Origin of the sequence: Nocardia yamanashiensis NBRC 100130, from assembly GCF_001613325.1 — a bacterium.
Taxonomy (GTDB): Bacteria; Actinomycetota; Actinomycetes; order Mycobacteriales; family Mycobacteriaceae; genus Nocardia; species Nocardia yamanashiensis.
The window spans coordinates 154,849-181,768 of sequence record NZ_BDCD01000019.1; the positions used below are offsets into that span (position 1 = coordinate 154,849).

Consider the following 26,920-nt stretch of genomic DNA (forward strand, 5'->3'; position numbering starts at 1 on the left):
GCTAGCGGCTGCGGCGGCTCTTCTTGCGCGGCGGGGGCAGCAGGCCCTCGGCGCGCAGGTGGGCGGCGTGCTCGGCGAGGGCTTCGACGAGCGGGCCGACCTGGGCGATCTCGGGCTGCACATCCACGCGCAGACCGAATTCGATGGCCGTCTCGGCGGTCTTGGGGCCGATGCACGCCACGATGGTGCGGGCGTGCGGCTTCCCGGCGATGCCGACCAGGTTGCGGACCGTGGAGGACGAGGTGAACAGCACCGCGTCGAAACCGCCGGTCTTGATCATCTCGCGGGTCTCCGCGGGCGGCGGGGACGCGCGCACGGTGCGATAGGCGGTGACGTCGTCGATCTCCCAGCCGCGATCACGCAGGCCCTCGGCGAGGGTCTCGGTGGCGATGTCCGCGCGCGGCAGCAGCACCCGGTTGACCGGATCGAAAACGTCGTCATAGGGCGGGAAGTCCGCGAGCAGGCCCTCGGAGGACTGCTCACCACTGGGCACCAGCTCGGGGTTGATGCCGAACGAGCGCACCTTCTCCGCGGTGGCCTCGCCGACGCAGGCGATCTTGACGCCGCTGAAAGCGCGGGCGTCCAAACCGAATTCGCCGAACTTCTCCCACACCGCGCGCACGGCATTGGTGGAGGTGAAGACCACCCACTGGTAGCGGCCGTCGACCAGGCCCTTGACCGCGCGCTCCATCTGCGCGGGCGAACGCGGCGGCTCCACGGCGATGGTCGGCACTTCCATCGGGATGGCGCCGTGCATGACGAGCTTCTCGCTCATCTCGCCGGCCTGCTCCTTGGTGCGCGGCACCAGCACGGTCCAGCCGTACAGCGCCCGCGACTCCCACCAGGAGGTCTTGGCGCGCTTCTCGACCTCTTTGCCGACGGTGACGACCAGCGGGCCGACCATCTCGGAGGCGGCGTTGTTCAGGGTCGCCAGGGTGGCGTCGATGGTGCGCTGCTGCCGCGTGGTGCCGCGCACGGTCACCGCGACCGGGGTCTGCGGCGCCATGCCGTGTTCGACCAGCGCCGAAGCGGTTTCGGCCAGGTGACCCGAGGTGGCGTGCAGCACCAGCGGTCCCGGCGCGGCCGCCACGGCCGCCCAGTCCACCTCGCCGCGCACATCGACCTCGGTGTGGCTGGAGCCGATCTCGATACCGGCGTACGCGGGCACCGTGGTGCCGGCCGACAGACCCGGCAGCACCTCGAACACCATGTGCGAACGGGTGACGGCATTGACTTCCTGGATGACCGAATCGGTGGTCATCGGATCGCCGGACACCAGGCGCACCACATCGTTGCCGTTGCGGGCCTCGGTGATCAAGGTCTTGGCGACCTCGGCGGCGTCACCGAGTGCGGGACGCACGTCCACCGGACGCTCGCCGTCCAGGCCGGGTTCCACGGCGATGCCGATCAGGGCGAGCACGCCCTTGTCCACATCGGGATCGGTGAACGCCAGCTCGGCCCGGGCCAGGACCTCGCGGGCCCGCACGGTGAGCAGCGCCGGATCACCCGGACCCGACCCCACAAAGAGGATCCGACCAGGGTGCTTCTTCGAGGCTCGGCTCATCGGTTGTTCTCCATTGGGCTGGGATTGCTGCTGCTGTCGTTGTCATCCGCGGCCGCTGACCGCTCCACTTCCGGTGAGCCGCCTGATGATCCAGGCTCTTCCGGTGCACTGAGCAGTTCACGCGCCCCCAGCTCCAAGAGCTCACGCGCCAGTGCGCGGCCCAGCTGCTCAGCGTTCTCGAGCGAGCCGACCGCCGATGCCCGGATCACGTCCGAGCCGTCGATCGCCGCCGCGCACCCGCGCAGCGACAGTTCGTCCACCACTCTGCCGTCGTCGTCGAGCGATTCGACGACCTCGGCCAGCGCGCCGATCGGGGCGGTGCATCCCGCCTCCAGTTCGGCCAGCAGCGCCCGCTCCGCGGTGATGGCGGCACGGGTGCCGGCATCGTCGAGGGCGGACAGGATGGTCACGAGTTCGGTGTCCTCGCTGCGGCATTCCACAGCGAGCGCGCCCTGGGCGGGAGCGGGCAGCATCTGCACCGGCTCCAGCGCCTCGGTGACGGCGTCCAGGCGGTCGATGCGGGACAGCCCCGCCCGCGCCACCACCACGGCGTCCAATTCACCCTTGGCGACCTTGGAAAGTCTGGTGTCGAGATTGCCGCGCAGCGGGACGATCTCGACCCCGAGGCCGAGCGCCTTCAGCTGCGCGGAGCGCCGCGGCGCGGAGGTGCCGATGACCGACCCGGCAGGCAGTTCGCCCAGCACCAGGCCGTCGCGGGCGACCAGCGCGTCGCGCGGATCCTCGCGCGGCGGAATCGCGGCGATGGTGAAGCGCGGGTCCTGCGCGGTCGGCAGATCCTTGTACGAGTGCACCGCGATATCGACGCTGCCGGAAGCCAATTCGTCGCGCAGCGCGGCGGTGAACACGCCGACGCCGATCTTCTGCACCGGATCGGTGGCGTTCTGGTCACCGGCGGTCTTCACGATGATCAGCTCGGCGATCTGGCCGGCGGCGATGAGATCGTCGCGCACGGTCCCGGCCTGGGTCAGCGCCAGCAGGCTGCCGCGAGTGCCGATGCGCCACGGGTTCTCGGCGGTGCCCTTCGCGGCGGAAGTGTCGGTCGTCTCGCGCACAGCGTCCTCTGTTTCGTGCACCAAGGCTTCGGTGGTCATGCGTTTCGCCCCTGTTCGTCGCCGGGGTGGGCGGCGGTGAAGTCATCGGCCAGGGTGGCCGGCGCCGCGATTTCCATGGGCGCGGCGACCGCTTGGGCCGCACCGGGTTTGAGCTCGAACAGCTCCCGAAGAGCCTCGGCATAGCTATCGCCGCCCGGCGTGGACGCCAGCTGCTTGACCCGCACGGTCGGCGCGTGCAGCAGTTTGTCCACCACTCGACGCACGGTACGGGCAACTTCCTCGCGATCGGTGGATGCGAGTCCCGGTAGTCGGGAATCCAGGCGTAGCAATTCCGATTCGACCACGTCGGCGGCCATCTGCCGGAGCGCCGCCACGGTCGGCGTCACCTCGGCCATGCGCTGTCCGGCAAGGTATTTGGCCAGCTCGTCGGCCACGATGGTGCGCGCGGCGGCGGTGTCGTCGGCGGCCGCACCGGCCGACGGATCGCGCTGCAGCGTCTCCATGTCGATGACGGTCACGCCCGGCAGCCCGGCCACCGCGTGCTCCACATCGCGGGGCAGGCCCAGGTCGCAGATGACCAGCTGATCGTGCGCGCCCTTCGAGGACAGCGCGCGGTGCACGTCGGCGATCGACACCACGGTGCCGACCGCGCCGGTACAGGTCACCACGACCTCGGCGGCGGCCATGGCCTCGGCGAGCCGGTCCAGCTCGACGGCCTCGGCGGTGACGCCGTGCATGGTGGTGGCCGTATTGGCCAGTCGCTCAGCGCGTTCGAAGGTGCGGTTGGCGACCAGGATCTTGCCGATCCCGGCGCGCGCGAGCTGCGCGACGGCCAGGCCGCCCATGGCCCCGGCGCCCAGCACCAGCGCGGTGCGCCCGGCCAGCGGTCCCAGCACCAGCTGCGCGCGATCCAGCGCCACCGACACGACGGACGCGCCGGCCCGGTCGATCCCGGTCTCCGAATGCACCCGCTTGCCGACCCGCAGCGCGGTCTGCGCCAGTTCGTGCAGGGTGCGCCCGGCGGCCTGCTGCGAATCCGAGGCGGCGTAGGCGGCGCGGATCTGGCTCAGCACCTGCTGCTCGCCGACCACCATGGAATCCAGGCCGGAGGCGACCGCGAACAGGTGCTCGGCGGCGGCTTCGGCGTAGCGCACGTAGGCGTGCTTGGTCAGTTCCGGCAGCACCAGACCCGAATGCTTGGTGAGCAATTCGCTGATCTCGCCCAGCGCCGGGTGGAAGGCGTCGACCACCGCGTAGATCTCCACCCGGTTGCAGGTGGACACGATCATCGCCTCTGACACGTGGGTCGAGGCCAGCATCTTGTCGGTCAGCTTGGGCCGGTCGTGCTCGGTGATGGCGATCTTCTCCAACACCGCGACGGGTGCGCTGCGATGCGATATCCCGACGAGAAGCACACTCATGGCTGGACCACCGCTCCCTTGCTGGTTGCCTCCGTGCCGCCCGACGGGCGAACTGCCGCATGCGAAGAAGTCTGGGGCGCGACCCGCGTCAACCGGCTCGACACCACGCCCACCGTGTCCCCGGCCGCCAGTTCCTCCGCGGCGAGTTCGGCGGCGGCCGATTCGGCCGAGCGGGCCCGTTCGAAGGACAGCAGCTGCATTTCCACCGCCAGGTCCACGCGCCGCACCTCCACGTGCGCCGGCGCGTCCAGCGCGACCGGCGAGAAGCTCAGGATGTGCTGCATGCCCGCGGCCACCAGCAGATCGCACACGCTCTGCGCGGCCCGGTCCGGCACCGTGATGACGGCGATGGTCGGCTCCAATGCCGCCATGGCGCCGGGCAATTCGGCCACATCGCGGACGACCAGTCCGCCGGTGATGCCGGGCATCTCGGTGCCGATGACCGCCGGATCGTTGTCGAACACGCCCACCATGGCGAAACCGCGGCGGCGGAAACCGCCGTACCCGATCAGCGCGCGACCCAGATTTCCGGCTCCGACCAGCACCACCCGGTGTCCTTCGGAGAGTCCGAGCACATCCTCGATGCGGTCGCGCAGCTTGATCACGTCGTAGCCGACGCCACGCACGCCATTGGGTCCGAGGAACGAAAGATCCTTGCGCAACTTGGCCGAACCGACACCCGCCGCGACAGCCAGTTCCTCACTCGATACGATGGCAACAGCATCGTCGGCAAGCACCGCGAGCACACGGAGATAAGTGGCCAGCCGGGCCACCGTGGCCTGCGGGATGTCCTTCTGCAGAGCCTTGGAGACGCCAGTAGGCGGCGTCTCGTGTTGCTCTGTCACGTCGCTTGCGCTCCTCGTCCGGCCGGGGGTAGATGTCCGGGTTCTATTTCTCGACCCGAGCCGGACCGTCGCTGGGCGGTCGTGGTGGCGAGGTCGAGTCAGTCAGGGGGTCGCTTCCGCTGCCCGAAAGGCGGGTTGCGTGCCACCACCGTAACCGCTTGTGAAGCCCTGCACAAAGTCGGTGAATTCAGTCACTTTGCGGTGGGCTCCAGCCCCGAGGTCATTCAACCCTTATCAGGTCGAACCCGCTACGCAACGCGCCGGTAATCAGCCACGCCGACCCAAGGCTCGAGCGAATGCCGTCAGCGGGCCAGGTCGGCGCGCAGCCGCGGCTCGTCCACGTCGAAATAGCTGTGCTCACGGCCGTCGAGCAGGACCACCGGCAAGCGGTCCCCGAACTCCGCGCGCAGCTCCGGGTTGACCGGCGCGACCTCGTCCACATCCACGATCTCGACCTCGACGCCGAAATCCGCGCAGATGGGACGCAATTCCGCCAGCGCGGCGGCGCACAGGCCGCAGCCGTTCCGGGTCAACAACGTCACCGTGTGTGGGGAATCGCTCATAGCGGCCATCTAACAACACTCCTGATATGTCGTTCAGCGTCTACGTCCCGGCCACCAGCGGGAGTTACTGTGGACTTGTTCGCGCTAACAGGCGGAGGTACTGGTGCCGGAACGTTCGAAAGAGGCGAGGGCCGGATTGATCGCGGGACGATTCGGGGAATTCCCGGCCCGCTGGGCGGAAGGTCTGCAGGACCAGTTCACCCGGATCACCCGCAGCCCGTTCGGACCCAGCGAGGAAGAGGTCCGCGCCAACCTGGCCGGCGAGGCCAGCGCCGACGCCGCCCTGGCGCTGCACGACGCGGAACTCGCCCTGTACGAGGACAGCGCCGAGCCGCCCGTCCCCCGCGATCTCACCGCCGCCGCGTTCTTCGACGTGGACAACACCATGGTGCAGGGCGCGTCCATCGTGCACTTCGCACGCGGACTGGCGGCGCGCAAGTACTTCAAGACCTCCGACCTCGCCGATATGGCCTGGAAGCAGGTCAAATTCCGGATCACCGGCAAGGAATCGCATTCGGACATGGCCTCCGGCAAGGAGAAGGCGCTGTCCTTCATCGCCGGGCGGCCGACCGCCGAACTGGCCGCGCTCGGCGAGGAGATCTACGACGAGATCATCGCCGACAAGATCTGGCCGGGCACCCGGGCGCTGGCGCAGATGCACCTGGACGCCGGGCAGCAGGTCTGGCTGGTGACCGCGACGCCGGTCGAGCTGGCCCAGGTGATCGCCAAGCGGCTCGGGCTGACCGGTGCGCTCGGCACCGTCGCCGAGAGCGAGAACGGGCTGTTCACCGGGCGATTGGTCGGCGATATCCTGCACGGGCTGGGCAAGGCGCACGCGGTGCGCGCGCTCGCCATCCGCGAGGGGCTGAACCTCAAGCGCTGTACGGCCTACTCCGACAGCCACAATGACGTGCCGATGCTGTCGCTGGTCGGCACCGCGGTGGCCATCAACCCGGATGCGGATCTGCGCGAGGTCGCCAAGAACCGCGGCTGGGAGATCCGCGACTTCCGCACCGGCCGCAAGGCCGCGAAAGTCGGCGTGCCGACGGCGCTCGCGCTCGGCGCGGCGGGCGGTGCGGCCGCGGCCGTGCTCTCCCGCAAACGCGAAGCGCGCGCCAGCTGAATCGAGAAATACCGAAAGATCAAATGGGCCCGGTCCTTACGGACCGGGCCCATTTCCGTCCGGGGACGAGTCGCCCCCTCCGAATGCGAGAGGCGGCCGGTCCGTCAGGACCGGCCGCCTCCCTCTCGGACGGCGCGAAATATCTATCCCGTGAAGGGATTACGGCGCTTGATCACCAATTTGTAGAGGGTCTGCTGAATGGTTTCGCGGACCTGATCGGTGACCTCGAACATGGTCATCGGGTCGTCCGCGTCGGTGGGCTCGTAGCCGGTGGTGGAAATCGGCTCGCCGAATTCGATGTACCACTTGGACGGCAGCGGCAGCGCGCCCAGCGGACCCAGGTGCGGGAACAGCGGCGTCACCGGGAAATACGGGATGCCGAGCAGCCGCGCGAGCGGCTTGAGGTCGGCCAGCTTCGGGTAGATCTCCTCGGAGCCGACGATCGAGACCGGGATGATCGGAACGCCGGTGCGCACGGCGGCGGAGACGAAACCCCCACGACCGAAACGCTGCAGCTTGTAGCGATCGCCGAACGGCTTGCCGATGCCCTTGTACCCCTCGGGGAACACGCCCGCGATTTCCCCTGCGCGCAACAGCCTTTCGGCATCGGCGGGGCAGGCCAGGGTGTGGCCGGCCTTGCGCGCCCAGCCGCCGACCAGCGGCGTCTCGAAGATGAGGTCCGCGGCCAGAATGCGCAGCGCGCGCTGTTTGGGATGCCGGTCGTGCACGGCGAGCTGGAGCATGAGCCCGTCGAGCGGAACGGTGCCGGCGTGATTGGCGACCAGCAGCGCGCCGCCCACCTCCGGAATGTTCTCGGTGCCGGTCACTTCCACTCGGAACCACAGGTCCGAGAGCGGGCGCAGCAGCGGCAGGATGACGTTCTCCAACAGGTGCTCGTCCAGGCCGAATTCGTCGACCTGATAGTCACCGGTCAGGCGGCGGCGCGCGAAATCCGCGGTGCGGCCGACCCCGTCGGCCACGGCGCCGCGAATCAGCTCACCGAACGATTTGGGCTGACGCGCTTCGACTTCGGCGAGCCGATCGGTCAGCGAGGTCACCGGGGACAACGCCGAATCACCCGGGCCCGGCCAGGCCCGCTGCGGCCGATGGCGCGCCTCGAAATCCACGTCGTGAAGACGAATCACCTTCGCTACGTCGTTCATTGGTGTGCTCCCGTCCCGGCCCCGAGCAGACCGAGAAGTTTGTTCTCAGCGGCATCGATCCAATGCGGATCGATCACGGGCCGCAACGCTGCGCCCCCTATGAAGTCGTCGAATGCCTGCACCGTGGTCCAGCGCGGCTGGAATCCCAGTTCGGTGCGCATCCGGGTGGTGTCCAGACCGCAGCCGAAATGGAAGTAATCGATCTGTTCGGCGGTGAATTCCCGCATGACCGGACCCATCAGGCTGCGTCCGGCGGTACGGAAAACCGTGTACGGGACCGGTAATTCGATCCGCCCGGCCCGGCGGATGGCCTGTGACAATGCCATGGCGCCGTCACCGGCCACGTTGAAAGTGCCGCCCGGGGCCGTCAGCGCGGCCTGGGTGAGGGCGGCGATGGAATCCTCCTCGTGCAGGAACTGCAGCCGTGGATCCCGGCCCAGGATGGTCGGGGTGATCGGCGAACGGAAATACTGCACACCGCGTTTCGCCAGCTGCGGTCCCACGATCGGCGGAAAACGCAGAATGGCGGCGGAAATATCGGGCCGGCGCCGCGCGAGACCGCGGACGAAACCCTCCACTTCGATCATGTCGCGGGCGAACCAACCGCCCGGCGGGGTGCGCGCGCTCATTTCCTCGGTGAATTTCACCGGATCCTTGGCGCTGCAGCCGTACACCGCGGACGAGGACCGCACCACCACGCGGCGCACGCTGGAAGCCTTGCGGCACACCGCGAACAACTGCATGGCGCCGAGCACGTTCATGTCTTTCATGGCGGCGCGCCCGCCACCGGCCGGTGGCCGCGACAGCGCCGCGGGATGCACCACGGTGTCCACCTGATTTCCGTCGATCACCTTGCGGATCAACGGATTTCGAATATCGGCGCGAACGAACTCGGCGCGGCCCATGCGGCGCAGCAGTTCCCGGCTCGGCTGCTTGGCGTCGACGGCGATGATGCGTTCCACGGTCGGGTCGGCGGCCAGCCGGGCCACCACATTGCCGCCGAAGAAGCGGCTCGCGCCGGTCACCAGCACGACCTTGGGCGCCTGCCCGTCCCGGGTACCCACCACGCCGGATCCCAACTCGCCAGCCCCCATCATTATTGTTTTCCCGCGAGTCCCAGGGTAACTGCCACACCTGGTGTCGCCGAAGAGTATTAACCAGGATCTAACGATGAGTTCTGTCACCTGATATATAGCGAAAGCCCGCCACCGTAGGTGACGGGCTTCCAGCTACGCCTCAGCGCTTACTTGCCGAGTTTACGACGCTGAACACGCGTACGGCGAAGCAGCTTGCGGTGCTTCTTCTTCGACATGCGCTTGCGGCGCTTCTTGATCACAGAACCCATAGGGTGTCCTCGCGTTCTCTCGGGTCGCCCCGCATCCGCGGGGAGCACAGTTACTGACCCTGCACAGTCCCTACCCGCTACGAGCCGAGTCGGACCCGACGGCACCAACCGGCACGTACAGGATGCCGGTCCATGTTACCGGGCCACTCTCCGGCGAACGAAACGGGTCGGGCCTGGGGACTTACGGAGTACGCCTACCCCGCGTCGAAGTAGGACGTCTCCAGGTAGTCGTGCACCGCTTTGGCGTGCACCCGGAAGGATCTCCCCACCCGCACCGCGGGCAGCTCTCCCGAATGCACCAATCGGTACACCGTCATTTTGGATACCCGCATCAGATTCGCCACTTCGGCGACAGTCAGGAACTGAGTTCCACCGCCGATGACGTTTCCTGCGCTTACGGGTGAGTTACCGGACCTCGCTTGACTGTTTCCAGACATCATTGCGCCACTGACCTCCGGCACGTCCGCGCCGCCGGCTTCCCCACCGGCGGAACAGACACGCACGTGCTCCTTGAAGCTTAGCGGGACCAGTGGGATTGCTGCGACGGGTGTGAGAAATCAGCCTTTGCTGTGGCGAGTCGCCCTCCGGCAGCAAACCAGCTACCGACCAGTATCGGAGTGACTGATGAAGGTGACGGCGAACCGTCACCTACTTCAACGCTAGTCCGAAATCGCGCCCTGTTCGGCGGAACGTCGTTTTGCGGCATTCAAAGCCTCGTAGAAGGACGAGCGCAGGGCGCCGCGTTCCAGTTCCCGGATGGCCGCCGCGGTCGTCCCGGCGGGCGAAGTGACGGCCGCGCGCAACTCCACGGCGGACTGGCCGGACTCCTCCAGCAGGGCGGCCGAACCGAGCATGGTCTGCTGCACCAGCTGGGTGGCCACATCGCGGGTCAGGCCCAGGCCGACCGCGGCGTCGATCATGGCCTCGACCACCAGGAAGAAGTACGCGGGGCCGGAACCGGACACGGCGGTGACGGCGTCCATCTGCGATTCGGCGACGGTGGCGACCTGGCCGACCGACTCGAGCAGTTCGCTGACCTGCTGCAGCTGTTCCTTGCGGGCGTGGCGGCCGGGCGAGATGACGCTCATGCCCTGGCCGACCAGCATCGGGGTGTTCGACATGACGCGGACCACCGGGAAACCGGCGGGCAGCTTGCCCTCGAAACGCGTGGTGGGGACGCCGGCGGCGAGCGAGACCAGCACCTGATCGCGTTCGTCGTCCAGGCCGGCGCGGGCGATCTCGGTGACGACGCCGTCCACATCGTGCGGTTTGACCGCGATCACGATCAGATCGGCGGACTTGGTGGCTTCGGAAATATTGTCGGTAGCGCGAATGGCGAAGCGCTGCCCCAGCAATTCCGCGCGGGCCGCGACCGGCTCGACCACCACCAGATCTTTACTCGCCCGCCCGGATTCGAGCAGGCCGGCAATCAGCGCCTCCCCGATCCGGCCTCCACCGATTACCGCAATCCTCGTCATAAGGTTCAAGGCTAGCGGGGCGGGCGACTACCGAGATTGGGGGATCAGGGCGAGCTGGCGGCTCTGGGCTACTACGGCTCCGGTGGAGTCGATGACGAGTTGGTCCTCGTCGAACATGCGGCCGCCTACTTCGCGGGCGTGGGCGATGACGCGGAGCCAGCCGGGGGCGGGGCGGCGGCGGAGGTAGGTGGTGAGCTGAACCGTTGGGGCCCAGCCGAATTGGCCGAGGTTCATGGGGACGGGCGGGGACATGTCGGCGGCCATCATGGCGAAGTAGGCGGACACGTCGGGGTCCTGTTCGTCGCCGGCGCGGGGGCGGATCCAGAGGCGGAGCTGAGGTTCGGCGGTTTCGCCGCGGAGGAAGGCCGCCCATTTCGGGTCGATGGCGACCGAGGCGCCCTCGGCCACGTGAACGAGTTTGCCCATGGGGTTGGCGGAGTCGTAGTGCATGGCGTCGGCGGACGGCTCGGGAGGCATATCGCCGGCGTGGTCGGCGGTGTAGGCCGGAGCGGTGTCGTCCAGGTGGCTGAACGTGAAGGCGGTGTGCACGAGGGTGCGGCCGCCCTGGATCAGGCTCGCGTCGATCAGGCAGATCTGGCGGCCCACCTTGCGGGTGCGGACGGTGTATTCGACCTCGCCGGGGTCGGGGGCGCCGAGGAAGTCGGTGCTGGCGGAAATGGGGAACATGGCCGCATGGTCCGGCGCGGTGCGGCGCAGCCATTCGGTCGCGGCGGCCGCGCTGCCGGCGACCATGGTGCCGCCGTGCACCTTCGGGCCGATGGTCCAGGTGGGGTCGATGACGCCGGCGTAGCGGCCGGTCTCCGGGTCGCCGCCGGGGAGTTCGGCGAGCGCGCAGACGCGGCTGAACGGCGCGTCGGCGAGATTCGCCGGGTCGAGGTCGACGGTCAACTCCGTTGTCATCCGCTGCTTCCTTCCGCTGTCGGTTTGTACAGCGTACAAGCGCACCCCGGGCAAATTTCTTCCCCGGTGGGATGAATCACTGCCGAATCGGCGAGATTCAGGCGCGGTGCGCGACCGACGGCTCGGGTTCCGGCCGAGGTTCGGGGGCGACGCCGTTGAGGTGTTCACGTGCGAAGGTGAGGGCGCGATTGAGCATCGCGGCGCGGTCCATGGTGGTGCGGGCCGTCTGGGTGTTCACCTCGATCACCGCCTGACCGTCGAACCCGTTGGCCACCAGCTTCTGGCAGAGCTGGGCCAGCGGCTGGGTGCCCTCGCCGGGAATCAAGTGCTCGTCGGTCGCCGCGCCCCGCCCGTCCGCCAGATGCAGGTGAGCCAGGCCGGAACCCATGCGCGCGGCCAGTTCGAGCGGGTCCACGCCCGCCGTGGCGGTGTGCGAACTGTCGAGGGTGTAGTGGCGGAATCCGGTGTCCGTCGGGTCGTAGGACGGGCTGAAGGTGGTGATGGACGGACCGGGCCCGCCGCGCCGTTCCAGCCGCCGCACCGAGCTGCCCCGGAACAGGGTGTCCGCGCGCATGGGAAACATGTTCTCCACCGCCACCGAGACCGGGCTGCCGTCCTCCAGTTCGGCCACCTGGCGGGCGAAACCCTCGGCGTAGCGCCGCTGCCAGCGGAACGGCGGATGCACCACCACGGTGGCCGCGCCGAGCGCCTCGGCGGTGTGCACGCTGCGGGTGAGCTTGGCGACCGGGTCCGACCCCCAGACCCGTTGCGAGATCAGCAGACACGGCGCGTGCACGGCCAGCACCGGCACGTCGTAGCGGTGCATCAACTGCTGCACGGCCGAAATGGATTGGCTGGCCGGTTCCGCCCAGACCATCAATTCGATGCCGTCGTAACCCAATTCGGCCGCATAGCGGAACGCGGCCTCGGTGTTCTCCGGATAGACCGAAGCGGTCGAGAGTCCGATCCGGACTTGCCCGCCCCGGTTCTCAGTCGCCCCCTGCGCGCTGTTCCCCACTGCTGCTCCCTGCTCAGTTAGTACTGAGTAGAAAGGCTAGCGGTCCGAGCGTCACAAAGACGCCTACGACGACGGCAATCACAGTGCTGAAAATATCGTCGGTGCGGCGCAGTACCCGCACGAGCGCGACCAAGCCGAGAATCACGACCATCGCCAATGCCAGGGCAACCCAGGGGAGCAATTCCCACATGCGTTCGAAACCCTTGAACAGCAACATTCCCGCCACCGCGGCGCCCGCGCTCTGGCCGCCGAGCACCAGCCATTGGCGGCGATTCTCGTCGTCCTCGGACAGGCCCTTGCCGCGGCTGCGGGACGGGGTCGAACGGGTGCCGCGGGTAGCCTTCGAGGCCAGCGCCGAGAGCCGGCCGACCACGGAAGTCCGTTCCTCGTCCGGGATTTCGTCGTAATCGTCGAGCGGCTCGTAGAAGTCGGTGAGCTGTTCGTCGGGATCGGGTTCGGCGACGGCCGCGCCCCGGCGGCGCGAACCACCGGCCCGGCGTTTGCCGCCGCGGCGCGAATTCCGTTCGTCCGCACGGTCGCGCGCATCGCGGAGCAGATCACCGGCAACCGTCTCGCCGGACAGCAGCTGCTGATCTTCCTCGGCATGCGCCCAGGAATCGGCATGATCATCGTGGTCGTCGTGGTCGTCCTCGACTTCGGCGGGCCGGCGGCGCGCTGTCCATTCGGCGAGTGCGCTCTTGCCGCGCCGTGAATCGTCCTCGCGCGCATCACGACCCGCGCCGCGACCGTTGGGAGCCAGATCCTCGCGACCGCCACGGCCGTTGCGATTGTCGAAACCGGGACCCTGATCGAGCCCCCGCGGGTCCTGCCCGAAGCGCGGCTCCGGGGCTTGACGCTCGGCTTCGGCCTGGCGCTGCGCCTCGGCGTGCCGACGGGCCGAGCGCGACATGGGCGGCGCGGCCGGTGCGGGCGCGGGCGGCGCCATGGGGGCGGCCTGGATGGGATCGAAACCCGGGGTGCGCGGCGGGGCCGGCGGGGCGGCGGGCGCGGACCAGGAGGGCCCGGAGTCGCCGTGCTGCAGGCGGCCCGCACCGTCACCACGGAAGGGATGCACCTCGTCGGTGGACTCGTCGTCGGGATCGAAGCGGCGGCGGCGACCGCCCTCGCGCGGGGCCTCCGGCGCGGCGCCGCCGTCGAACTCGCCCGGGGCGAGTTCGTCGTCCAGCGGATCGGGTTTGCGGCGGCGGCCGCCGCGCGACTTCCCGGCGGCGGGAGCCTGTCCGTCGAGCAGGGCGGCGGCATCGAAGGAGCCGTTCGTGCCGTTGGGGTAGCCGTTGCGGGGGGCGGCGTAATCGTCCGGGGACCCGTAGCCGTTCGGCGCGGCGTACCCGTTGGCGGACTGTCCCGCATAGCCGTTCGCGCCGGCGGCCGGATCGGCGTAACCGTTCGCGCCGTAACCGCCTGCGGCTGCGCCGTTCGCGCCGTAGCCGTTCGGGGCAGCGCCGTTCGCGCCGTAACCGTTCGGGGCGCCGTAACCGTTGCTTCCGCCGCGCGGGTCGGCCGGGGGCGTCTGCGCGGGGGGCCAGTCGATGCCGCTGGACCAGCTGTAGCCGGAGGAATCGGATAGGGAGCCCGAGCCCGAATCGGGCTGTTCGGTCGGCGCTAGGGGGTCGTAGAACGAAATCGGCCCGGAGAGCGGTGAATACGCGGGCTCGGAATCGGGTACCGAGTAGCTGGAGTAGTCCGGCTGTGGATCGGCGGTAGGAGTTGAAAAGTCCGAGTAATCCGAAAAGTTCGAGTAGTCAGAATAATTCGGGAAGTTCGAATAGTTTGAAAAGTCCGAATCGGTGGACGTAGGTTCGGCCGCCGGCTCGGCCGCCGCTTCATCCGGCGCGGCGTGCGAGGAAGACCCCCGCCCCACCACCGGGATATCCCCGGTGAGGTCCGCGACCGAAATCCCGCGGCCGCTACGCCTTCTGCGCCCACCCCCGCCGTTGGCGGGCGCCGCTTGTTGCCCGTTCCGCGCCAATAGCTCGGCGACGGACAGCTGACTTACATCCTCGGTCATCGAGACACCGTTTCGATCGTGCCCGACGCAGCGCCGTTGGGGCCACCGGCTATCGGTTCGCTATCCAGGTCGGTATCGAGTTTTCGCAATATCAATCCCTCCCGTAGCGCCCAGGGACAGATTTCCAGCGTGTCCAGCGACAACGCGCGCATGCTCGCTTCCGCGACCAACGCGCCCGCCACCAACTGCTGGGACCGATCAGAACTTACGCCTTCCAATTCTGCCCGGTCGGCCGCTGTCATTCTCGATATGAACGCAATCAGCTGCCGCAGGCCGGAACTGGTGAGGGTACGCCGTACCCGGGTCCCCGCGGTAGAGGGGGCGGCGCCGGTGAGACGGGCGAGCGAGCGGAAGGTCTTCGAGGTGCCGACCGCTAAGTCCGGTTTGCCCACTTCGAGCATCTGCTTGGCGGGGACCACCAATTCGGCGTCCAGCCAGTCCCGCAGCACCGCGACCCGGCGCTTGCCCGGCGGATCGTGCCGCAGCCAGTCCCGAGTGAGCCGGCCCGCGCCCAATTGCAGCGACAGCGCCAGATCCGGATCCTCGTCCGCGCCGTTGCTCAACTCCAGCGAGCCGCCGCCGATATCCAGATTGAGAATCCGCCCGGCGCTCCAGCCGTACCAGCGGCGCACCGCCAGGAAGGTGGACCGGGCCTCGTCAACCCCCGACAACACCTTCAGGTTCACGCCGGTCTCGGCGCGCACCTTGGCCAGCACCTCTTCGGAATTGGTGGCCTCGCGGACCGCGGAGGTGGCGAAGGCCATCAACTCCACGCAGCCGGAAGTCCTTGCGATACTGGCGAATTCGCCGACCGTCGCGGTGAGCCTGGCCGCCCCGGCGGGCGTGATCCGCCCCCGGCTGTCCATGCTCTCCGCCAAACGCAACGTCGCCTTCGTGGAAGACATCGGCAGCGGATGGCCACCGCGATGCGCGTCCACCACGAGCAGGTGGACGGTATTGCTTCCCACATCGAGTACACCGAGCCGCACAAGAACACGGTACTGGGTGCGTCACGACTTCAGGCATGGCGACTGAACTGTTAGCGTTCCGCGGTGTGACGGCAGGTGCATCGGCGAGCGCGCCGACCGGGCTTCGACCAGCGGCGAAGATCAACCCGGCCCCGGAGGTGGAACTCGACTTCCCCAGGGAATGGATCGAGTTCGTGGATCCAGCTAATGACGAGCATTTGATCGCGGCCGATCTGACCTGGCTGTTGTCGCGCTGGACCTGCGTGTTTGGTACGCCGGCGTGCCAGGGCATCATCGAGGGCCGCATAGACGACGGCTGCTGCTCACACGGGGCATTCCTGTCGGACGAGGACGACGCCAAGAAGCTGCACAAGGCTGTGAAAATGCTCACACCCGAGGATTGGCAGCTGATGCCGGAGGCCACCGACGCCTCCGGGAAGGTGCGCAAGAAGCTGTATCTCGAGGAGGACGACCTCGATGACGAACCGGCGGTGCGCACCCGGCGTTTCGATGGCGCGTGCATCTTCCTGAACCGCCCGGGCTTCGCGAACGGCATCGGCTGCTCGCTGCACACCATGGCGCTGCGCAAGGGTCTGGAACCGCTGACGGTCAAGCCCGAGGTGTGCTGGCAGCTGCCGATCCGGCGCACCCAGGAGTGGGTGGACCGGCCCGACGGCGTGGAGATCCTGCGCACCGTGGTCACCGAGTACGACCGGCGCGGCTGGGGGCCGGGCGGGCTGGACCTGAACTGGTACTGCACCGGATCGCCGGACGCGCATGTCGGCACCCGGCCGGTGTGGGAGGCGTACGCGCCGGAATTGATCGAGCTGCTCGGGCAGCCGGCCTACGACGAACTCGCGCGGCACTGCCGGCGGCGGCAGGGGCTGGGCATCGTGGCGGTGCATCCGGCGACGGTGGTCGCGCAGGAGAAAGCGGCCGCGGCGGCTCCGAAGGCCAAGGCCGCCAAGTCCAAAGCCAAGACGGCCGGGTAATCCCGGAGAAACTAGACAACTGACCGGTAACTTTCTGAAAACCGGTAATTTCAGATAGCTGCTCACTTACTGTGCGACAGACCCATCCCCCTCAATGGGTCGCAGCACAGGAGAACAGCATGAGCACTTTCACCCCCGGCCGCCGCCGTATCGGTCTCGGCATCGCCGGGCTCGCGGTGGCGACCGGCGTGGGCGCGGCCCTCTACGCACCCGCCACGCCGGACGCCAACGCGGCGGTCGACTCGATCAGCGTCTCGGCGACCGATCTGAAGGTCGGCACCCAGTACACGCTGAGCGCCAACCTCAGCGGCGCGAGCTTCGGACTGCTCGTCTACTGGACCGACAACGGCGACGCCATCACCGATCCCGCGGCGAAAGTGCCGTACCCGCCGTACCACACCAGCACCCCGTGGACGCCGAAAACCGCTGGGCAGCATGTGATCGCGCTGTCGCAGGGCAGCAGCACCAAGACCCTGGTGCTGAACGTGAGCGATGGTTCGGTCCCGACCACCACGGTCCCGCCGACAACCACGACCACGGTCCCCCCGACGACGACGGTGCCGCCGACCACCACGGTCCCGCCCACCACCGAGCCGACCACCACGGTGCCGCCCACCACGACCGTGCCGCCCACGACGACGGTCCCGCCGACCACCGAGCCGACGACGACGGTCCCGCCCACCACGACCGTGCCGCCGACCACCACGGTGCCGCCGACCACGACCACCACGGTGCCGCCCACGACCACCAAGCCCGGCGGCGGCTCGGGCAGCTTCGACGGCCTGCCGTTCTGATCCGAAGGGATCCCGTGTCCCGGGATCCCTTCTCACCCCTCCCCTGATTCACCCCTCCCCTGATCGCAGCACAGGAGAACCCCCATGAAGTTCAAACCAGCCGGCCGCATCGGCGTGGGTATCGCCGGGCTCGCGGTCGCCGCGGGCGCGGCGCTCGTCGTCGGCAATTCCCCGGACGCCGCGGCGACCGTGGACGCCATCAGCATCTCGTCGAACGATCTGCGCGTCGGGCAGACCTACGACCTGCAGGCGACGCTGAGCGGCGCGTCGGTCGGCCTGCTCATCTACTGGGCCGACAACGGCGAGGCGCTGACCGATCCGGCGGCCCAGGTGCCGATGCCGCCGGGCCACTCCAGCGCCAGCTGGACGCCGAAAACCGCTGGGCAGCATGTCATCACCGCTACTCAGGGCGGCAATACCAAGTCGCTGGTGGTGACCGTGACCGATGGCTCGACCACCGTCCCGCCGACCACGACGGTCCCGCCGAGCACCACCACCGCACCGCCCACCACCAAGCCGAGCTCCGGCAGCGGCGGCCTGGGCAGCGGTTCGGGCGGTTCCGGCAGCGCGGGCAAGATCCTCGGCGGACTGCTCGGCAGCAGCTAGGTACAGGAGAAACAGCACCATGCGCATCACCCCCGCGCGAATCAGCCTGCGCCGCACCGGCATCGGGGCCACCGGCATCGCCGCGCTGGCCGCCGCCGCGGTCCTGGCCGCACCCGCCGCCCTGGCCTCGGTCGACACCGTCACGGTGGAAGGCTCCGGCTACACGGTCGGCAAGGAATACACCATCTCGGTCACCGTCAGCGGCGCCCCGGCCGGGCTGCTCGTCTACTACAGCGACAACGGCGACTTCATCGGCAAGCCGAAAGTGCCGTGGCCGCCGGGCAAGTCGAGCACCGCCTGGACGCCCTCGACCGCCGGCAAGCACACCATCACCGTCGAACAGGGCGGGTTCACGCGCTCGGTCGTGGTCGACGTGCAGGAGCAGCCGATCGGGTCCGGCAGCTCTTCCAGCGGCAGCGGTTTCGGGCCCGGCGGTCCGCTGGGCAGCGGCAGCAGCGGCACCACGCCGGACAACAAGTGACAGGACGCGTCATGAGCACCTTCTCGCACCGGATGGGCACCGCGGTGGCGGGCGTGGCCGCCGCGGCCGCCGTGGCCGTCATCGCGGCCCCGCAGGCGCAGGCGACGGTCGATGCCGTGGCCATCTCCGGGGCCGCGCCGTACAAGATCAACACCGAGTACACGCTGACCGCCAACCTGAGCGGGGCGGGCATCGGGCTGCTCGTCTACTGGACCGACAACGGCGAGAAGCTGGAACCGAAAGCGGGTCAGGTGCCGTGGCCGGTCGGCGAGGCCAGCATCACATGGAAGCCGGCCACCGCGGGGCAGCATCTGATCACGGCCGCGCAGGGCGGGAGCACCAAGACCATCACCGTCAATGTGGTGGATCCGTCCGTCCCCGGCAATCCGGGCACGCCCGGCGGCGGCGATTCCGGGAGCGCGAGCAAGGGCCTGGGCAGCATTCTGGGCGGGCTCACCGGCAGCGCCGGGTCTTAGAGCGATTCCGTATCACCGAAGGTGTCCGGCGGGTGAATTTCCGGGGTTCGGCGCGGTCTTTCCAATCAGGCTGCGCCGAACCCGGTTTCGGGAAACCTCGGGGTCGATGACCTGGCGCTGTGAGTAGCCGGAAGTAGGCCCGACACCGTTCGGCTATAGCGAATTCACCAAAACGTGTTAGACATCCTGCCCATGATCAAGAAAACCCTCGCCGTCGCCGCTCTGGCCGCCGGCGCCGCTGTCGCCCTCGCTCCGATCGCCGGCGCCGACAGCGTCGATCCCACCAAGTTCTCCGACCGCACCGCCGATTTCGTGCCCTACAACGATCCGGCCGCGCTGAACGCCAAGGCCAACGGCAAGCTGCTCATCATCAGCCCCACGGGCGTCAACGGCACCATCGCCTGCCGCGGCAACGGCGTGGACGTGGCCTGGTACGACTGCATGCAGGAAGACGCCTACGGCTGGGTCAACCTCAAGGAAATCGACACCCCGCTGGGCAAGGCGTGGACCACCCTGCCGCTCTGACGAAAGACCATTCGACGGTCGGGGTGAAAGACTTTCTCGCGCCCGCTTCGGTAGAAGCGGGCGCGAGTTTCTTTTGCGGGGTGCCGCCCGAGTCCGCTCGGGAAGAGTTCCGAGCCCGCTGCGTGGCACGCAGCGGGCTCGAATCATGTTCGGGGAGGCGGTTTTACGCTTCCAGCTTGTAGCCCAGGCCGCGGACCGTGACCAGGTGCTCCGGCTTGGCCGGATCCGCTTCGATCTTGGAGCGCAGGCGCTTGACGTGCACGTCGAGGGTCTTGGTGTCGCCGACGTAGTCCGCGCCCCACACCCGGTCGATGAGCTGCCCGCGGGTCAGCACGCGGCCGGAGTTGCGGAGCAGGTACTCCAGCAGGTCGAACTCCTTGAGCGGCAATGTCACCGACTTGCCGTTCACCTGCACCGTGTGGCGATCCACGTCCATGCGGACCGGTCCCGCCTCCAGCACGCTGGTCTCGCCGCCCTGATCGGCCTCCTCGCCCACGCCGCGGCGCAGCACGGCGCGGATGCGCGCGATCAGCTCACGCGAGGAATAGGGCTTGGTGACATAGTCGTCCGCGCCCAGTTCCAGGCCGACCACCTTGTCGATCTCGCTGTCGCGCGCGGTCACCATGATGACCGGGACGCTGCCGCGAGCGCGCAGCTGCTTGCACACGTCGGTGCCGCTCATGCCGGGCAGCATGAGGTCGAGCAAGACGATGTCCGCGCCGGAGCGATCGAACTCGGCCAGGGCCGAGGGGCCGTCACCGACCACGGTGACTTCGAACCCTTCCTTGCGCAGCAGGAACGCGAGCGGATCGGCCAGCGACTCCTCGTCCTCGACGATCAGCACACTCGTCATCGGGTTGCCTCCACACCGTTGGTTCTGGCCCGCCCGAGGGGGCGCGTGCCGTTTTCCTTCTTCACCGCCGGGATGCCGGCGGAGAGCTTCTTGTCCGCGCCGTTCAGGTCGGCGGGGTGGGCCGGGATCCGCAGGGTGAATGTGGATCCGGTGCCCAGCTTGCTCCACAGGGTGATCTCACCGTTGTGGTTGGCGGCCACGTGCTTGACGATAGCCAGCCCGAGCCCGGTACCGCCGGTGGCGCGCGAGCGCGCCTTGTCGGCCCGGAAGAATCGTTCGAAGACCCGTTCCTGATCTTCCTTGGCGATGCCGATGCCGCGGTCGGTGACGGCGATGTTCACGTAACCGCCGCGCAGCGACCGGCTCACCGAGACGTGCGAACCGCGCGGGGAGTACGCGATGGCGTTCTCCACCAGGTTCGACAGCGCGGTCACCAGCAGGGTCTGATCGCCGAGCACCTCGAGGCCGCTGTTGGCGTCGGTGCTGACGGTGATGCCCGCGGCCTCGGCCACGTTCCGGGAGCGCTCGAGCGCCTGGGTGACCACGGAATCGACGTCCACGGCCTCGAGTTCGGGCAGCTTCTCCGCGCCCTGCAGGCGCGACAGCGCGATCAGCTCGGTGACCATCTTGCCCATGCGGCGGGCTTCGCCGTGCAGCCGCTCACCGAAGTGGCGCACCGAATCGGGATCGTCGGCGGACTCCAGCAACGCCTCGGCCAACAGGCTCATGGCGCCGACCGGGGTCTTGAGTTCGTGGCTGACGTTGGCCACGAAGTCGCGCCGGGTGGCTTCCATGCGGGCCTGCTCGGAGTCGTCGTCGGCGAACAGGACCACGAAGTTCGTGTTCTCCTGCGAGAGCGGGCGAGCAACCCCTCGGACAGCGAGGCGGGCACGGCCGGGCATGGGAATCTTGGCGGTGAGCTCGAATTCGACGTCCTGCGCGCCGGAAAGCACCTGTTCGACGGCGGCCCAGGCGCGTTCGTCGAGCAACCGGTCGTGCACCACGCCCAGCTCCTCGGCGCGCGGGTTCACCAGCACCACGTCCCGGTACTGGTCGACCACCGCGATGCCGCTCTCGGAGGCCAGCACGATCAGGTCCAGGACCTGCGACATGGTGAGCCCGGGGTCGGCCGCGGCGCGCAGCCGCTCCTGCCGGGCATTCACATACGGGATGAGCAATCCGCCGACGGCCAGTCCAACTACGGCCGCCAGGACTGCCAGAAGCACGGCCTGTGGAACGCTCACATACTGAATCGTACGGTCGCCGACACGCGGGCCAACCCGGGGTGTTGGAAGTTTCACCCAGGTCACGGGCACTTCCACGGGCGTTACCCGGGCGTTTACGTGTTGTTCGCACTCGGCGTGGCGAATCCCCCGCGAACTCCCTGGCGGGAAATGGGGATTCTCAGGGGCGAGCCCCTGAAACCCCAGTTGGGAGGGGAGTCTCGACGGCGCGACCGGACGAAGTCGGCAGACCGGTCAGTCGTCTGGATCGCCGTAGAGGGTCGCGCGGACGGTGTCGCCGTGGCGGTCGGCCCACTCCCCCAGGGCGAGGATCGGGATCAGCAGATCGCGGCCCGCGGCGGTCAGGGCGTATTCCACGCGCGGTGGGGCTTCGGCGAATCGGCGACGCTCCAGCAAACCCATGCTCTCCATGCGGCGCAGGGTCTGGGTGAGCATCTTCTGGCTGATGCCGCCGATGGCGCGGCGTAGTTCGACGGGGCGCATGGGGCCCTCGCGCAGCGTGTAGACGATCACGGTGAGCCAGGAGTTGCCGAAGATGTCCACGGCCAGCCGGGCGGGGCAATCGGATTCGTAGTCGCCGTAGGGCGGGAACTGCACCACGTTCGGTTCGGCCGCTGTCATGCCTCCAGCCTGCCAGCGCCGTTGCGCACCCGCAGGTGCCTATCGGAATTCCTAGCGTCTGACTCGTACGACGACCAAGGAGTTCAATCATGCGAATCGGAATCATCGGAGCCGGGTCGATGGCGCGCGCGCTCGGCGGCGGGTGGGCGGCGGCCGGGCACGAAATCCTGGTAGGCGCAAGGGATTCGGCGCATGCCGCGGAGACCGCGGCGGCGATCGGGAACGGCGCTCGGAGCGGAACCATCACGGCGGCAGCCGAATTCGGCGAGACGGTATTGCTGGCGGTCCCGGTGTCGGCACTGGCCGATGTACTGACCGAGACCCTCACCGGCCGCACCCTCATCGATTGCACCAATGCCTTCGCTCCGGACAGCGGCGGGTTCATCCTCTCCGAAGACGCTGTCGCCGAACGGATCGCGGCCACGGTGTCGGGCGCGCACGTGGTGAAGGCGTTCAATCTGTGCGCGGCCGAGGTATGGGAAGGAGCGGTGCGCGAGTTCGAGGGCCGTCCGCTGCTGGTCCCGCTGTGCGGCGACGACCCGGACGCCATCGCACTGGTGTCCGGGCTGACCGAGGATCTGAAGCTGCGTCCCGTGCCCGCGGGCGGACTGCGCCGGGCCCGATATCTGGAGGCCACTTCGGCTTTCGTGGTCGGCCTGTGGTTCGGCGGGCAGGACGCCCGCGCCATGTTCCCGCCCCTGGAAGCGACCTTCGCGGACGCCGACTAGCCCCGGAAAGGCGAAAACCCCGGATGCGCACGCCGTTGTGCACATCCGGGGATTTCATTCCCGGCGAGGCGGTTTCACCAACCGGTATTGCCGCGGACCGGGATATTCACGAAGCTCGGGCGGCTGGGATCCAGCTGGATGTGCTGGTTCTTCAGACCGGTGTCGTTGAGCATGGGCAGGATCGGCAGACCCTTGGGGAAATTGCCGGCGAACACGTCCACCCGCAGTCGATGCCCCGGCTGCAGCACGGCCTGGGTGCCGGACAGCGCGATATCGAGGGTGGTGGCCTCGCCCGGCACGGTCGGCTGCTGCTTGTCGATCGAGGTGAACGAACGCGGATCGGTGTAGTCACCGTTCTCGGAACGAGTGCTGTTGGCCTCGTCCACTTCCCGCAGCGACGCCATGAGCTGGCCGGAGGTCAGCACGGTGGAGGTGCCGTCGGGCGCGACATCGTTGACGGTCACGGTCCAGTAGCCGTCGGAGGCGTCCTGAACGGTATTGAGCCGCACCGCGATCGGGCCGGAGACGGTGGTGGCCTCGGCGACCGGCGCGCTGGTGAAGGTCAGCGCGTTGGTCTCGGCGATGCGGGAGTCCTTGGCGCAGAAGTCCAGCAGCGACAGGAAGCCCGCGGTGGCCTGGGCGGCGTCATTGGAGCAGATGGTGCTCAGGCCGGGCGCGACGGTCAGGCGATCGGTGTCGCCGTTGGCCTCGCCGGTGAGCGAGCCGTCGTAGAGGCTGTTGGCGGTGCCGGAACGCTGGCCGGACAGGTACATCCGGCGGTATCGGGAGGCTTCCTCGGCCGGAGCCGATTCGCCGAAGCCGCCCTTGGTGACCCAGCCGCCGCCCTGTTCGCGCAGGGTGACCGGACCGTAGGTGTCGATGCCGTTGTCGATGCCCTTGAGCCACTTGTCGAACCAGGCGCGCTGCAGCACGTCCAGGCGCGGCGGCAGGCCCGGCTTGCCGGCTTCGGCGCCGGAGGTGATGTGGTAGCCGTTGCCCATGAGCAGCTGCTTCTCACCGGGCGCGGCCGGAATCTCGTTGTAGATCTTGGATTCCGAGTAGGTGAACAGGTCGTGCCAGCCGCCGACCACGAAGGTCTTGGCCCGGATCTTGCTGGGATCACCCAGCCACGCCTGCCGTTCCGCGGACAGATCGTTGAGCATGGCCTTGACGCGCGGGTCGAGGCTGTTCATATCGGCGCTGGTGTAGGCCGACATGAGCACGTCCAGATAGGTGAAGGGGTCCGACGCGCGGTCCTGCAGCCACTTGAAATCGAACTTGCCCTGCGCGACCGCGGCCAGGTCCGGCACCCACTTGAGGCCGTTGATAGCGCTCAGCCACAGCGGGATGAAGTTGAAGCCGAAGCCGCCGCCGGGCGCGAGCACATCGTTGATGAGGTCGCTGCCGGGCACGATCGGGAAGATGGCCTTCAGCGCGGGCGGCTGCTTCTCCGCGGCCTGCACCTGGTTGATGGCCGAGTAGGACAGTCCGGTCATGCCGACGTCTCCGGTGGACCAGCCCTGCCGGGACGCCCAGTCGATGACCTCGACGGTGTCGTCCTGCTCGCGGGTGCGCAGCATGTCCCATTCGCCCTGGCTGAAGCCGGTGCCGCGGACGTCGACGACGATCTGGGTGTATCCGGCCTTGACGAGCTGGCGGTCGACGGAGAAGTTGCGGAGTTCGCCGTTGCCCGCGGCGTTCAGCAGTTCGCCGAAGCCGGAAATCGGTGTGCCGGAAAGGTTGATGCTGCGGAACAGGTTGACCAGCGCGTCACCCAGGCCCGGAATGGCGAACGCGCTGTCGGCGACGTTCGACACCAGCTTGGTGTACGGGGTCATGTTCACGACGGCCGGAGTCCGGGTGTCCACGGGACGACCGGAGGCGTCGGCGGGGTGGTAGACGTTCGCCTTGAGGACGGTGCCGTCACTCATGGTGATCGGGACATCCCATTCGATGAAGACGTTCGGGTATTGCTGCGGCCCGTCCTCGGCGGCGGTCCAGGCGGCGCCGGCGAATCCGCCGTCGGGACCGGTGGCGGTCGGGGCGGCATCGGCGGCGATGCCCGTCACAGGCAGCAATAGCGCTGCCGCGGCGGCGAGCACCGTGGCCCGTAGCGTGTTCCTCATCGAACGTGATCTACCTCTCGCAAATGGTCGAACGTCCAGAGCATATCTACTCCGAAGTAAGTTGCAAACCCCGGTTACACCTACTGTTTTTAAAGGAGCAATACTTCGGCAAATTGCATTGCGAGAGAAAGAAATACCCTACGGAACCGTAGTGAGACCCAGCTCACATCGCGTTCAGGATAAATGAAAAACGCGTCACCGCCGACTAATTCGGCGGTGACGCGCATTTCGTTTCAAATATCTTGGAGATCCTCCGGGTTTTCAGGGGCGAGGCCCCTGAGAGCCACGAGAGTTGTTACTTGGCACCCTGATTCGCCACTGCGGCGGCGCCGGCGGCGGCAGCCTCGGGGTCCAGGTACTCACCCTTGCCGATGGGGCGCAGGTTCTCGTCCAGCTCGTACTTGAGCGGAATGCCGGTGGGGATGTTCAGCTCGGCGATGTCCTCGTCGGAGATGTTCTCCAGGTGCTTGACCAGCGCACGCAGCGAATTGCCGTGCGCGGCAACCAGAACCGTCTTGCCCGAGCGCACATCGGCGGAGATGGTGTCCTCCCAGTACGGCACCATGCGCGCGACGACGTCCTTGAGGCATTCGGTCGCGGGCACGTCGATCCCGGCGTAGCGCGGGTCGCCGTCCTGGCTGTATTCCGAATCCACCTCGATGGGCGGCGGCGGGGTGTCGTAGCTGCGCCGCCACAGCATGAACTGCTCGTTGCCGAACTCGTCCTTGACCTGCGCCTTGTTCTTGCCCTGCAGCGCACCGTAGTGCCGCTCGTTCAGCCGCCAATCCCGCACCACCGGAATCCAGTGCCGATCGCAGGCGTCGAGGGCATTGTTCGCGGTGGAGATCGCCCGGCGCAGCAGCGAGGTGTAGACGATATCGGGGAGAATCCCGTGCTCGGCCAGCAATTCGCCGGCACGCTTGCCTTCGGCCACGCCCTTGTCGGTCAGGCGGACATCCACCCACCCGGTGAAAAGATTCAGGGCATTCCATTCGCTCTCGCCGTGGCGCAGCAGCACGAGGGTGTACGTCATGGGGTCATCCTCCCATCGCGCGGATTCATCCCAGGACTGGGCCTACCGGGTGGCCAGCAGGGCCGCACCGGCGAGGGTGGCCTGGTCGGTGAGCTCCGACGGGACGATGCGCAGGCCGCGCAGGAAGCTGAGCCGGGCATGCCGGGCGGCGCTCTCCCGCAGCGGCCCCCACAGCGGCTGCCCGGATTGCGCGAAGCCGCCGCCGATCACGACCAGGTCGGTGTCCAGCAGCGCGGCGGCGGAGGAAACCGCGACGCCGAGCGCGGTTCCGGCCCGGGCGAGCGCGGCCATTGCGATCTCGTCCCCGGCCTGCGCGTCCCGGGACAGTTCGACGCCGTCCGCACCGGTCCAGCCCTGCCGCCGGGCCCAGCGCACCGAGGACGGTCCGCTGGCCACCGCTTCCACACAGCCGAAACCGCCGCAGGCGCAGGGCTCTTCATTGCCTGGCACCACGATGTGACCGACGTGCCCGCCGTTTCCGGTGCGGCCCATGATCACTCGGCCGTCGGAGCTGACGCCGCCGCCGATGCCGGTGGAGACCGTCACGGCCAGGAAATCGGGAACGCCCCGCGCCGCGCCCCAGCGCTGCTCGGCCAGCGCGAGCGCGACCCCGTCGATGGCGAAGCGAATCCCGGCCGCCGGGAACAGTTTCCGGATCGACTCGACGATCGGGAATCCCGCCGCCCATTCCGGAATGTTCAGCGGACCGGCCACCCCCGTGGTGACGTCCACCGGCCCGGCGGATCCGATGCCGATCGAGGTCACCTCCGCGTCGCCCGCCACGGACAGCAGCAGATCCCGGCACGCCGCCCAGACCCGTGCGGGCGGAACGGCTATCCGCTGCGCATCGATCGGCCGGTCCTCGGCATCCACCAGGGCGGCGGCGAATTTCGTGCCGCCGATATCCACGGCCAAAGCCACCATGGTCCG

General features: G+C 68.4%; 27 protein-coding genes and 1 pseudogene. 8 read left to right on the forward strand and 20 right to left on the reverse strand.

Features of this window, described 5'->3' with window-relative positions; all coding sequences use genetic code 11:
- Position 1: 1 nt before the first annotated feature.
- The 5 genes from NY1_RS22335 to NY1_RS22355 all read right to left on the reverse strand — a co-directional run bounded on the left by NY1_RS22335 (position 2) and on the right by NY1_RS22355 (position 5,466).
- A complete protein-coding gene (locus tag NY1_RS22335) occupies positions 2-1,564 on the reverse strand; it encodes a bifunctional uroporphyrinogen-III C-methyltransferase/uroporphyrinogen-III synthase (protein WP_067716640.1) in 1,563 nt (520 codons plus the stop codon).
- Positions 1,561-2,676, reverse strand: coding sequence for a hydroxymethylbilane synthase (gene hemC, locus NY1_RS22340; RefSeq protein WP_084535219.1), 1,116 nt, complete (start codon positions 2,674-2,676; stop codon positions 1,561-1,563). Before hemC ends, NY1_RS22335 begins: the two co-directional genes overlap by 4 nt.
- Positions 2,673-4,058: a glutamyl-tRNA reductase gene (locus NY1_RS22345; protein ID WP_067716642.1), complete on the reverse strand. Its 1,386-nt coding sequence runs from the start codon at positions 4,056-4,058 to the stop codon at positions 2,673-2,675. The genes hemC and NY1_RS22345 overlap by 4 nt, the downstream gene beginning before the upstream one ends.
- Positions 4,055-4,903 (reverse strand): redox-sensing transcriptional repressor Rex, encoded by an 849-nt coding sequence (locus NY1_RS22350; protein WP_067716645.1) that lies wholly within the window; start codon positions 4,901-4,903, stop codon positions 4,055-4,057. The genes NY1_RS22345 and NY1_RS22350 overlap by 4 nt, the downstream gene beginning before the upstream one ends.
- A 302-nt stretch (positions 4,904-5,205) precedes the next feature.
- Positions 5,206-5,466, reverse strand: coding sequence for a glutaredoxin family protein (locus tag NY1_RS22355; RefSeq protein WP_067716648.1), 261 nt, complete (start codon positions 5,464-5,466; stop codon positions 5,206-5,208).
- 103 nt (positions 5,467-5,569) lie between these two features.
- Between NY1_RS22355 and NY1_RS22360 the strand changes: the two genes are divergently transcribed.
- Positions 5,570-6,589: an HAD family hydrolase gene (locus NY1_RS22360; protein ID WP_408639258.1), complete on the forward strand. Its 1,020-nt coding sequence runs from the start codon at positions 5,570-5,572 to the stop codon at positions 6,587-6,589.
- Between the two features lie 143 nt (positions 6,590-6,732).
- On the opposite strand, the gene NY1_RS22365 is transcribed toward NY1_RS22360, so the two are convergent.
- The 9 genes and pseudogenes from NY1_RS22365 to NY1_RS22400 all read right to left on the reverse strand — a co-directional run bounded on the left by NY1_RS22365 (position 6,733) and on the right by NY1_RS22400 (position 15,532).
- Complete coding sequence (locus tag NY1_RS22365; protein ID WP_067716651.1) at positions 6,733-7,752, reverse strand: lysophospholipid acyltransferase family protein; 1,020 nt, start codon at positions 7,750-7,752, stop codon at positions 6,733-6,735.
- On the reverse strand, positions 7,749-8,846 hold the full coding sequence (locus NY1_RS22370; protein WP_067716993.1) for an NAD-dependent epimerase/dehydratase family protein: 1,098 nt from the start codon (positions 8,844-8,846) through the stop codon (positions 7,749-7,751). The genes NY1_RS22365 and NY1_RS22370 overlap by 4 nt, the downstream gene beginning before the upstream one ends.
- A gap of 149 nt (positions 8,847-8,995) precedes the next feature.
- Complete coding sequence (locus NY1_RS42130) at positions 8,996-9,097, reverse strand: 30S ribosomal protein bS22 (protein WP_003402602.1); 102 nt, start codon at positions 9,095-9,097, stop codon at positions 8,996-8,998.
- 194 nt (positions 9,098-9,291) lie between these two features.
- Positions 9,292-9,537, reverse strand: coding sequence for a helix-turn-helix domain-containing protein (locus NY1_RS22375; RefSeq protein ID WP_408639419.1), 246 nt, complete (start codon positions 9,535-9,537; stop codon positions 9,292-9,294).
- A gap of 219 nt (positions 9,538-9,756) precedes the next feature.
- Positions 9,757-10,575 (reverse strand): pyrroline-5-carboxylate reductase, encoded by an 819-nt coding sequence (gene proC, locus NY1_RS22380; protein ID WP_067716653.1) that lies wholly within the window; start codon positions 10,573-10,575, stop codon positions 9,757-9,759.
- A gap of 27 nt (positions 10,576-10,602) precedes the next feature.
- Complete coding sequence (locus NY1_RS22385; RefSeq protein WP_067716655.1) at positions 10,603-11,496, reverse strand: thioesterase family protein; 894 nt, start codon at positions 11,494-11,496, stop codon at positions 10,603-10,605.
- 97 nt (positions 11,497-11,593) lie between these two features.
- A complete protein-coding gene (locus tag NY1_RS22390) occupies positions 11,594-12,463 on the reverse strand; it encodes a sugar phosphate isomerase/epimerase family protein (RefSeq protein WP_067716998.1) in 870 nt (289 codons plus the stop codon).
- A 64-nt stretch (positions 12,464-12,527) separates the two neighbouring features.
- Positions 12,528-12,782: pseudogene (locus NY1_RS45560) on the reverse strand (Rv0497 family membrane protein); the annotation flags it as partial.
- Between the two features lie 1,757 nt (positions 12,783-14,539).
- Positions 14,540-15,532 carry a Ppx/GppA family phosphatase gene (locus NY1_RS22400; RefSeq protein ID WP_067716661.1) on the reverse strand — a complete coding sequence of 331 codons (993 nt, stop codon included), beginning with the start codon at positions 15,530-15,532 and terminating at the stop codon, positions 14,540-14,542.
- A gap of 65 nt (positions 15,533-15,597) precedes the next feature.
- Here NY1_RS22400 and NY1_RS22405 point away from each other — a divergent pair, with 65 nt between their 5' ends.
- The 6 genes from NY1_RS22405 (at position 15,598) to NY1_RS22430 (ending at position 19,385) form a co-directional block, all read left to right on the forward strand.
- Complete coding sequence (locus NY1_RS22405; protein WP_174567211.1) at positions 15,598-16,503, forward strand: DUF3109 family protein; 906 nt, start codon at positions 15,598-15,600, stop codon at positions 16,501-16,503.
- 119 nt (positions 16,504-16,622) lie between these two features.
- Positions 16,623-17,297, forward strand: coding sequence for a hypothetical protein (locus NY1_RS45135; protein ID WP_067716664.1), 675 nt, complete (start codon positions 16,623-16,625; stop codon positions 17,295-17,297).
- Positions 17,298-17,381: 84 nt separating this feature from the next.
- Positions 17,382-17,903, forward strand: a complete 522-nt coding sequence (locus NY1_RS22415; RefSeq protein ID WP_067716667.1) for a hypothetical protein — start codon at positions 17,382-17,384, stop codon at positions 17,901-17,903.
- A gap of 19 nt (positions 17,904-17,922) precedes the next feature.
- Positions 17,923-18,384, forward strand: coding sequence for a hypothetical protein (locus NY1_RS22420; protein WP_067716669.1), 462 nt, complete (start codon positions 17,923-17,925; stop codon positions 18,382-18,384).
- A gap of 11 nt (positions 18,385-18,395) precedes the next feature.
- On the forward strand, positions 18,396-18,860 hold the full coding sequence (locus NY1_RS22425; protein WP_067716671.1) for a hypothetical protein: 465 nt from the start codon (positions 18,396-18,398) through the stop codon (positions 18,858-18,860).
- A gap of 192 nt (positions 18,861-19,052) precedes the next feature.
- Positions 19,053-19,385 carry a hypothetical protein gene (locus NY1_RS22430; RefSeq protein WP_067716674.1) on the forward strand — a complete coding sequence of 111 codons (333 nt, stop codon included), beginning with the start codon at positions 19,053-19,055 and terminating at the stop codon, positions 19,383-19,385.
- Between the two features lie 163 nt (positions 19,386-19,548).
- Here NY1_RS22430 and NY1_RS22435 read toward each other — a convergent pair whose 3' ends face one another.
- From NY1_RS22435 to NY1_RS22445, 3 genes are all read right to left on the reverse strand, one after another.
- Positions 19,549-20,238 (reverse strand): response regulator, encoded by a 690-nt coding sequence (locus NY1_RS22435; RefSeq protein ID WP_067716677.1) that lies wholly within the window; start codon positions 20,236-20,238, stop codon positions 19,549-19,551.
- The gene (locus NY1_RS22440) at positions 20,235-21,482 is read right to left on the reverse strand and encodes a sensor histidine kinase (RefSeq protein WP_067716680.1); all 1,248 of its coding nucleotides are present in this window, start codon (positions 21,480-21,482) and stop codon (positions 20,235-20,237) included. The genes NY1_RS22435 and NY1_RS22440 overlap by 4 nt, the downstream gene beginning before the upstream one ends.
- A gap of 234 nt (positions 21,483-21,716) precedes the next feature.
- Positions 21,717-22,103, reverse strand: coding sequence for a winged helix-turn-helix transcriptional regulator (locus NY1_RS22445; protein WP_067716682.1), 387 nt, complete (start codon positions 22,101-22,103; stop codon positions 21,717-21,719).
- A gap of 89 nt (positions 22,104-22,192) precedes the next feature.
- Here NY1_RS22445 and NY1_RS22450 point away from each other — a divergent pair, with 89 nt between their 5' ends.
- Positions 22,193-22,831 carry an NADPH-dependent F420 reductase gene (locus NY1_RS22450; protein ID WP_067716685.1) on the forward strand — a complete coding sequence of 213 codons (639 nt, stop codon included), beginning with the start codon at positions 22,193-22,195 and terminating at the stop codon, positions 22,829-22,831.
- A gap of 74 nt (positions 22,832-22,905) precedes the next feature.
- Here the strand turns inward: NY1_RS22450 and NY1_RS22455 are convergent, their stop codons facing one another.
- The 3 genes from NY1_RS22455 to NY1_RS22465 all read right to left on the reverse strand — a co-directional run bounded on the left by NY1_RS22455 (position 22,906) and on the right by NY1_RS22465 (position 26,914).
- A complete protein-coding gene (locus tag NY1_RS22455) occupies positions 22,906-24,957 on the reverse strand; it encodes a CocE/NonD family hydrolase (RefSeq protein WP_067716687.1) in 2,052 nt (683 codons plus the stop codon).
- Positions 24,958-25,252: 295 nt separating this feature from the next.
- Complete coding sequence (locus NY1_RS22460) at positions 25,253-25,990, reverse strand: phosphoglyceromutase (RefSeq protein ID WP_067716689.1); 738 nt, start codon at positions 25,988-25,990, stop codon at positions 25,253-25,255.
- A gap of 42 nt (positions 25,991-26,032) precedes the next feature.
- Complete coding sequence (locus NY1_RS22465; protein ID WP_067716692.1) at positions 26,033-26,914, reverse strand: ROK family protein; 882 nt, start codon at positions 26,912-26,914, stop codon at positions 26,033-26,035.
- Between the last annotated feature and the right edge of the window lie 6 nt (positions 26,915-26,920).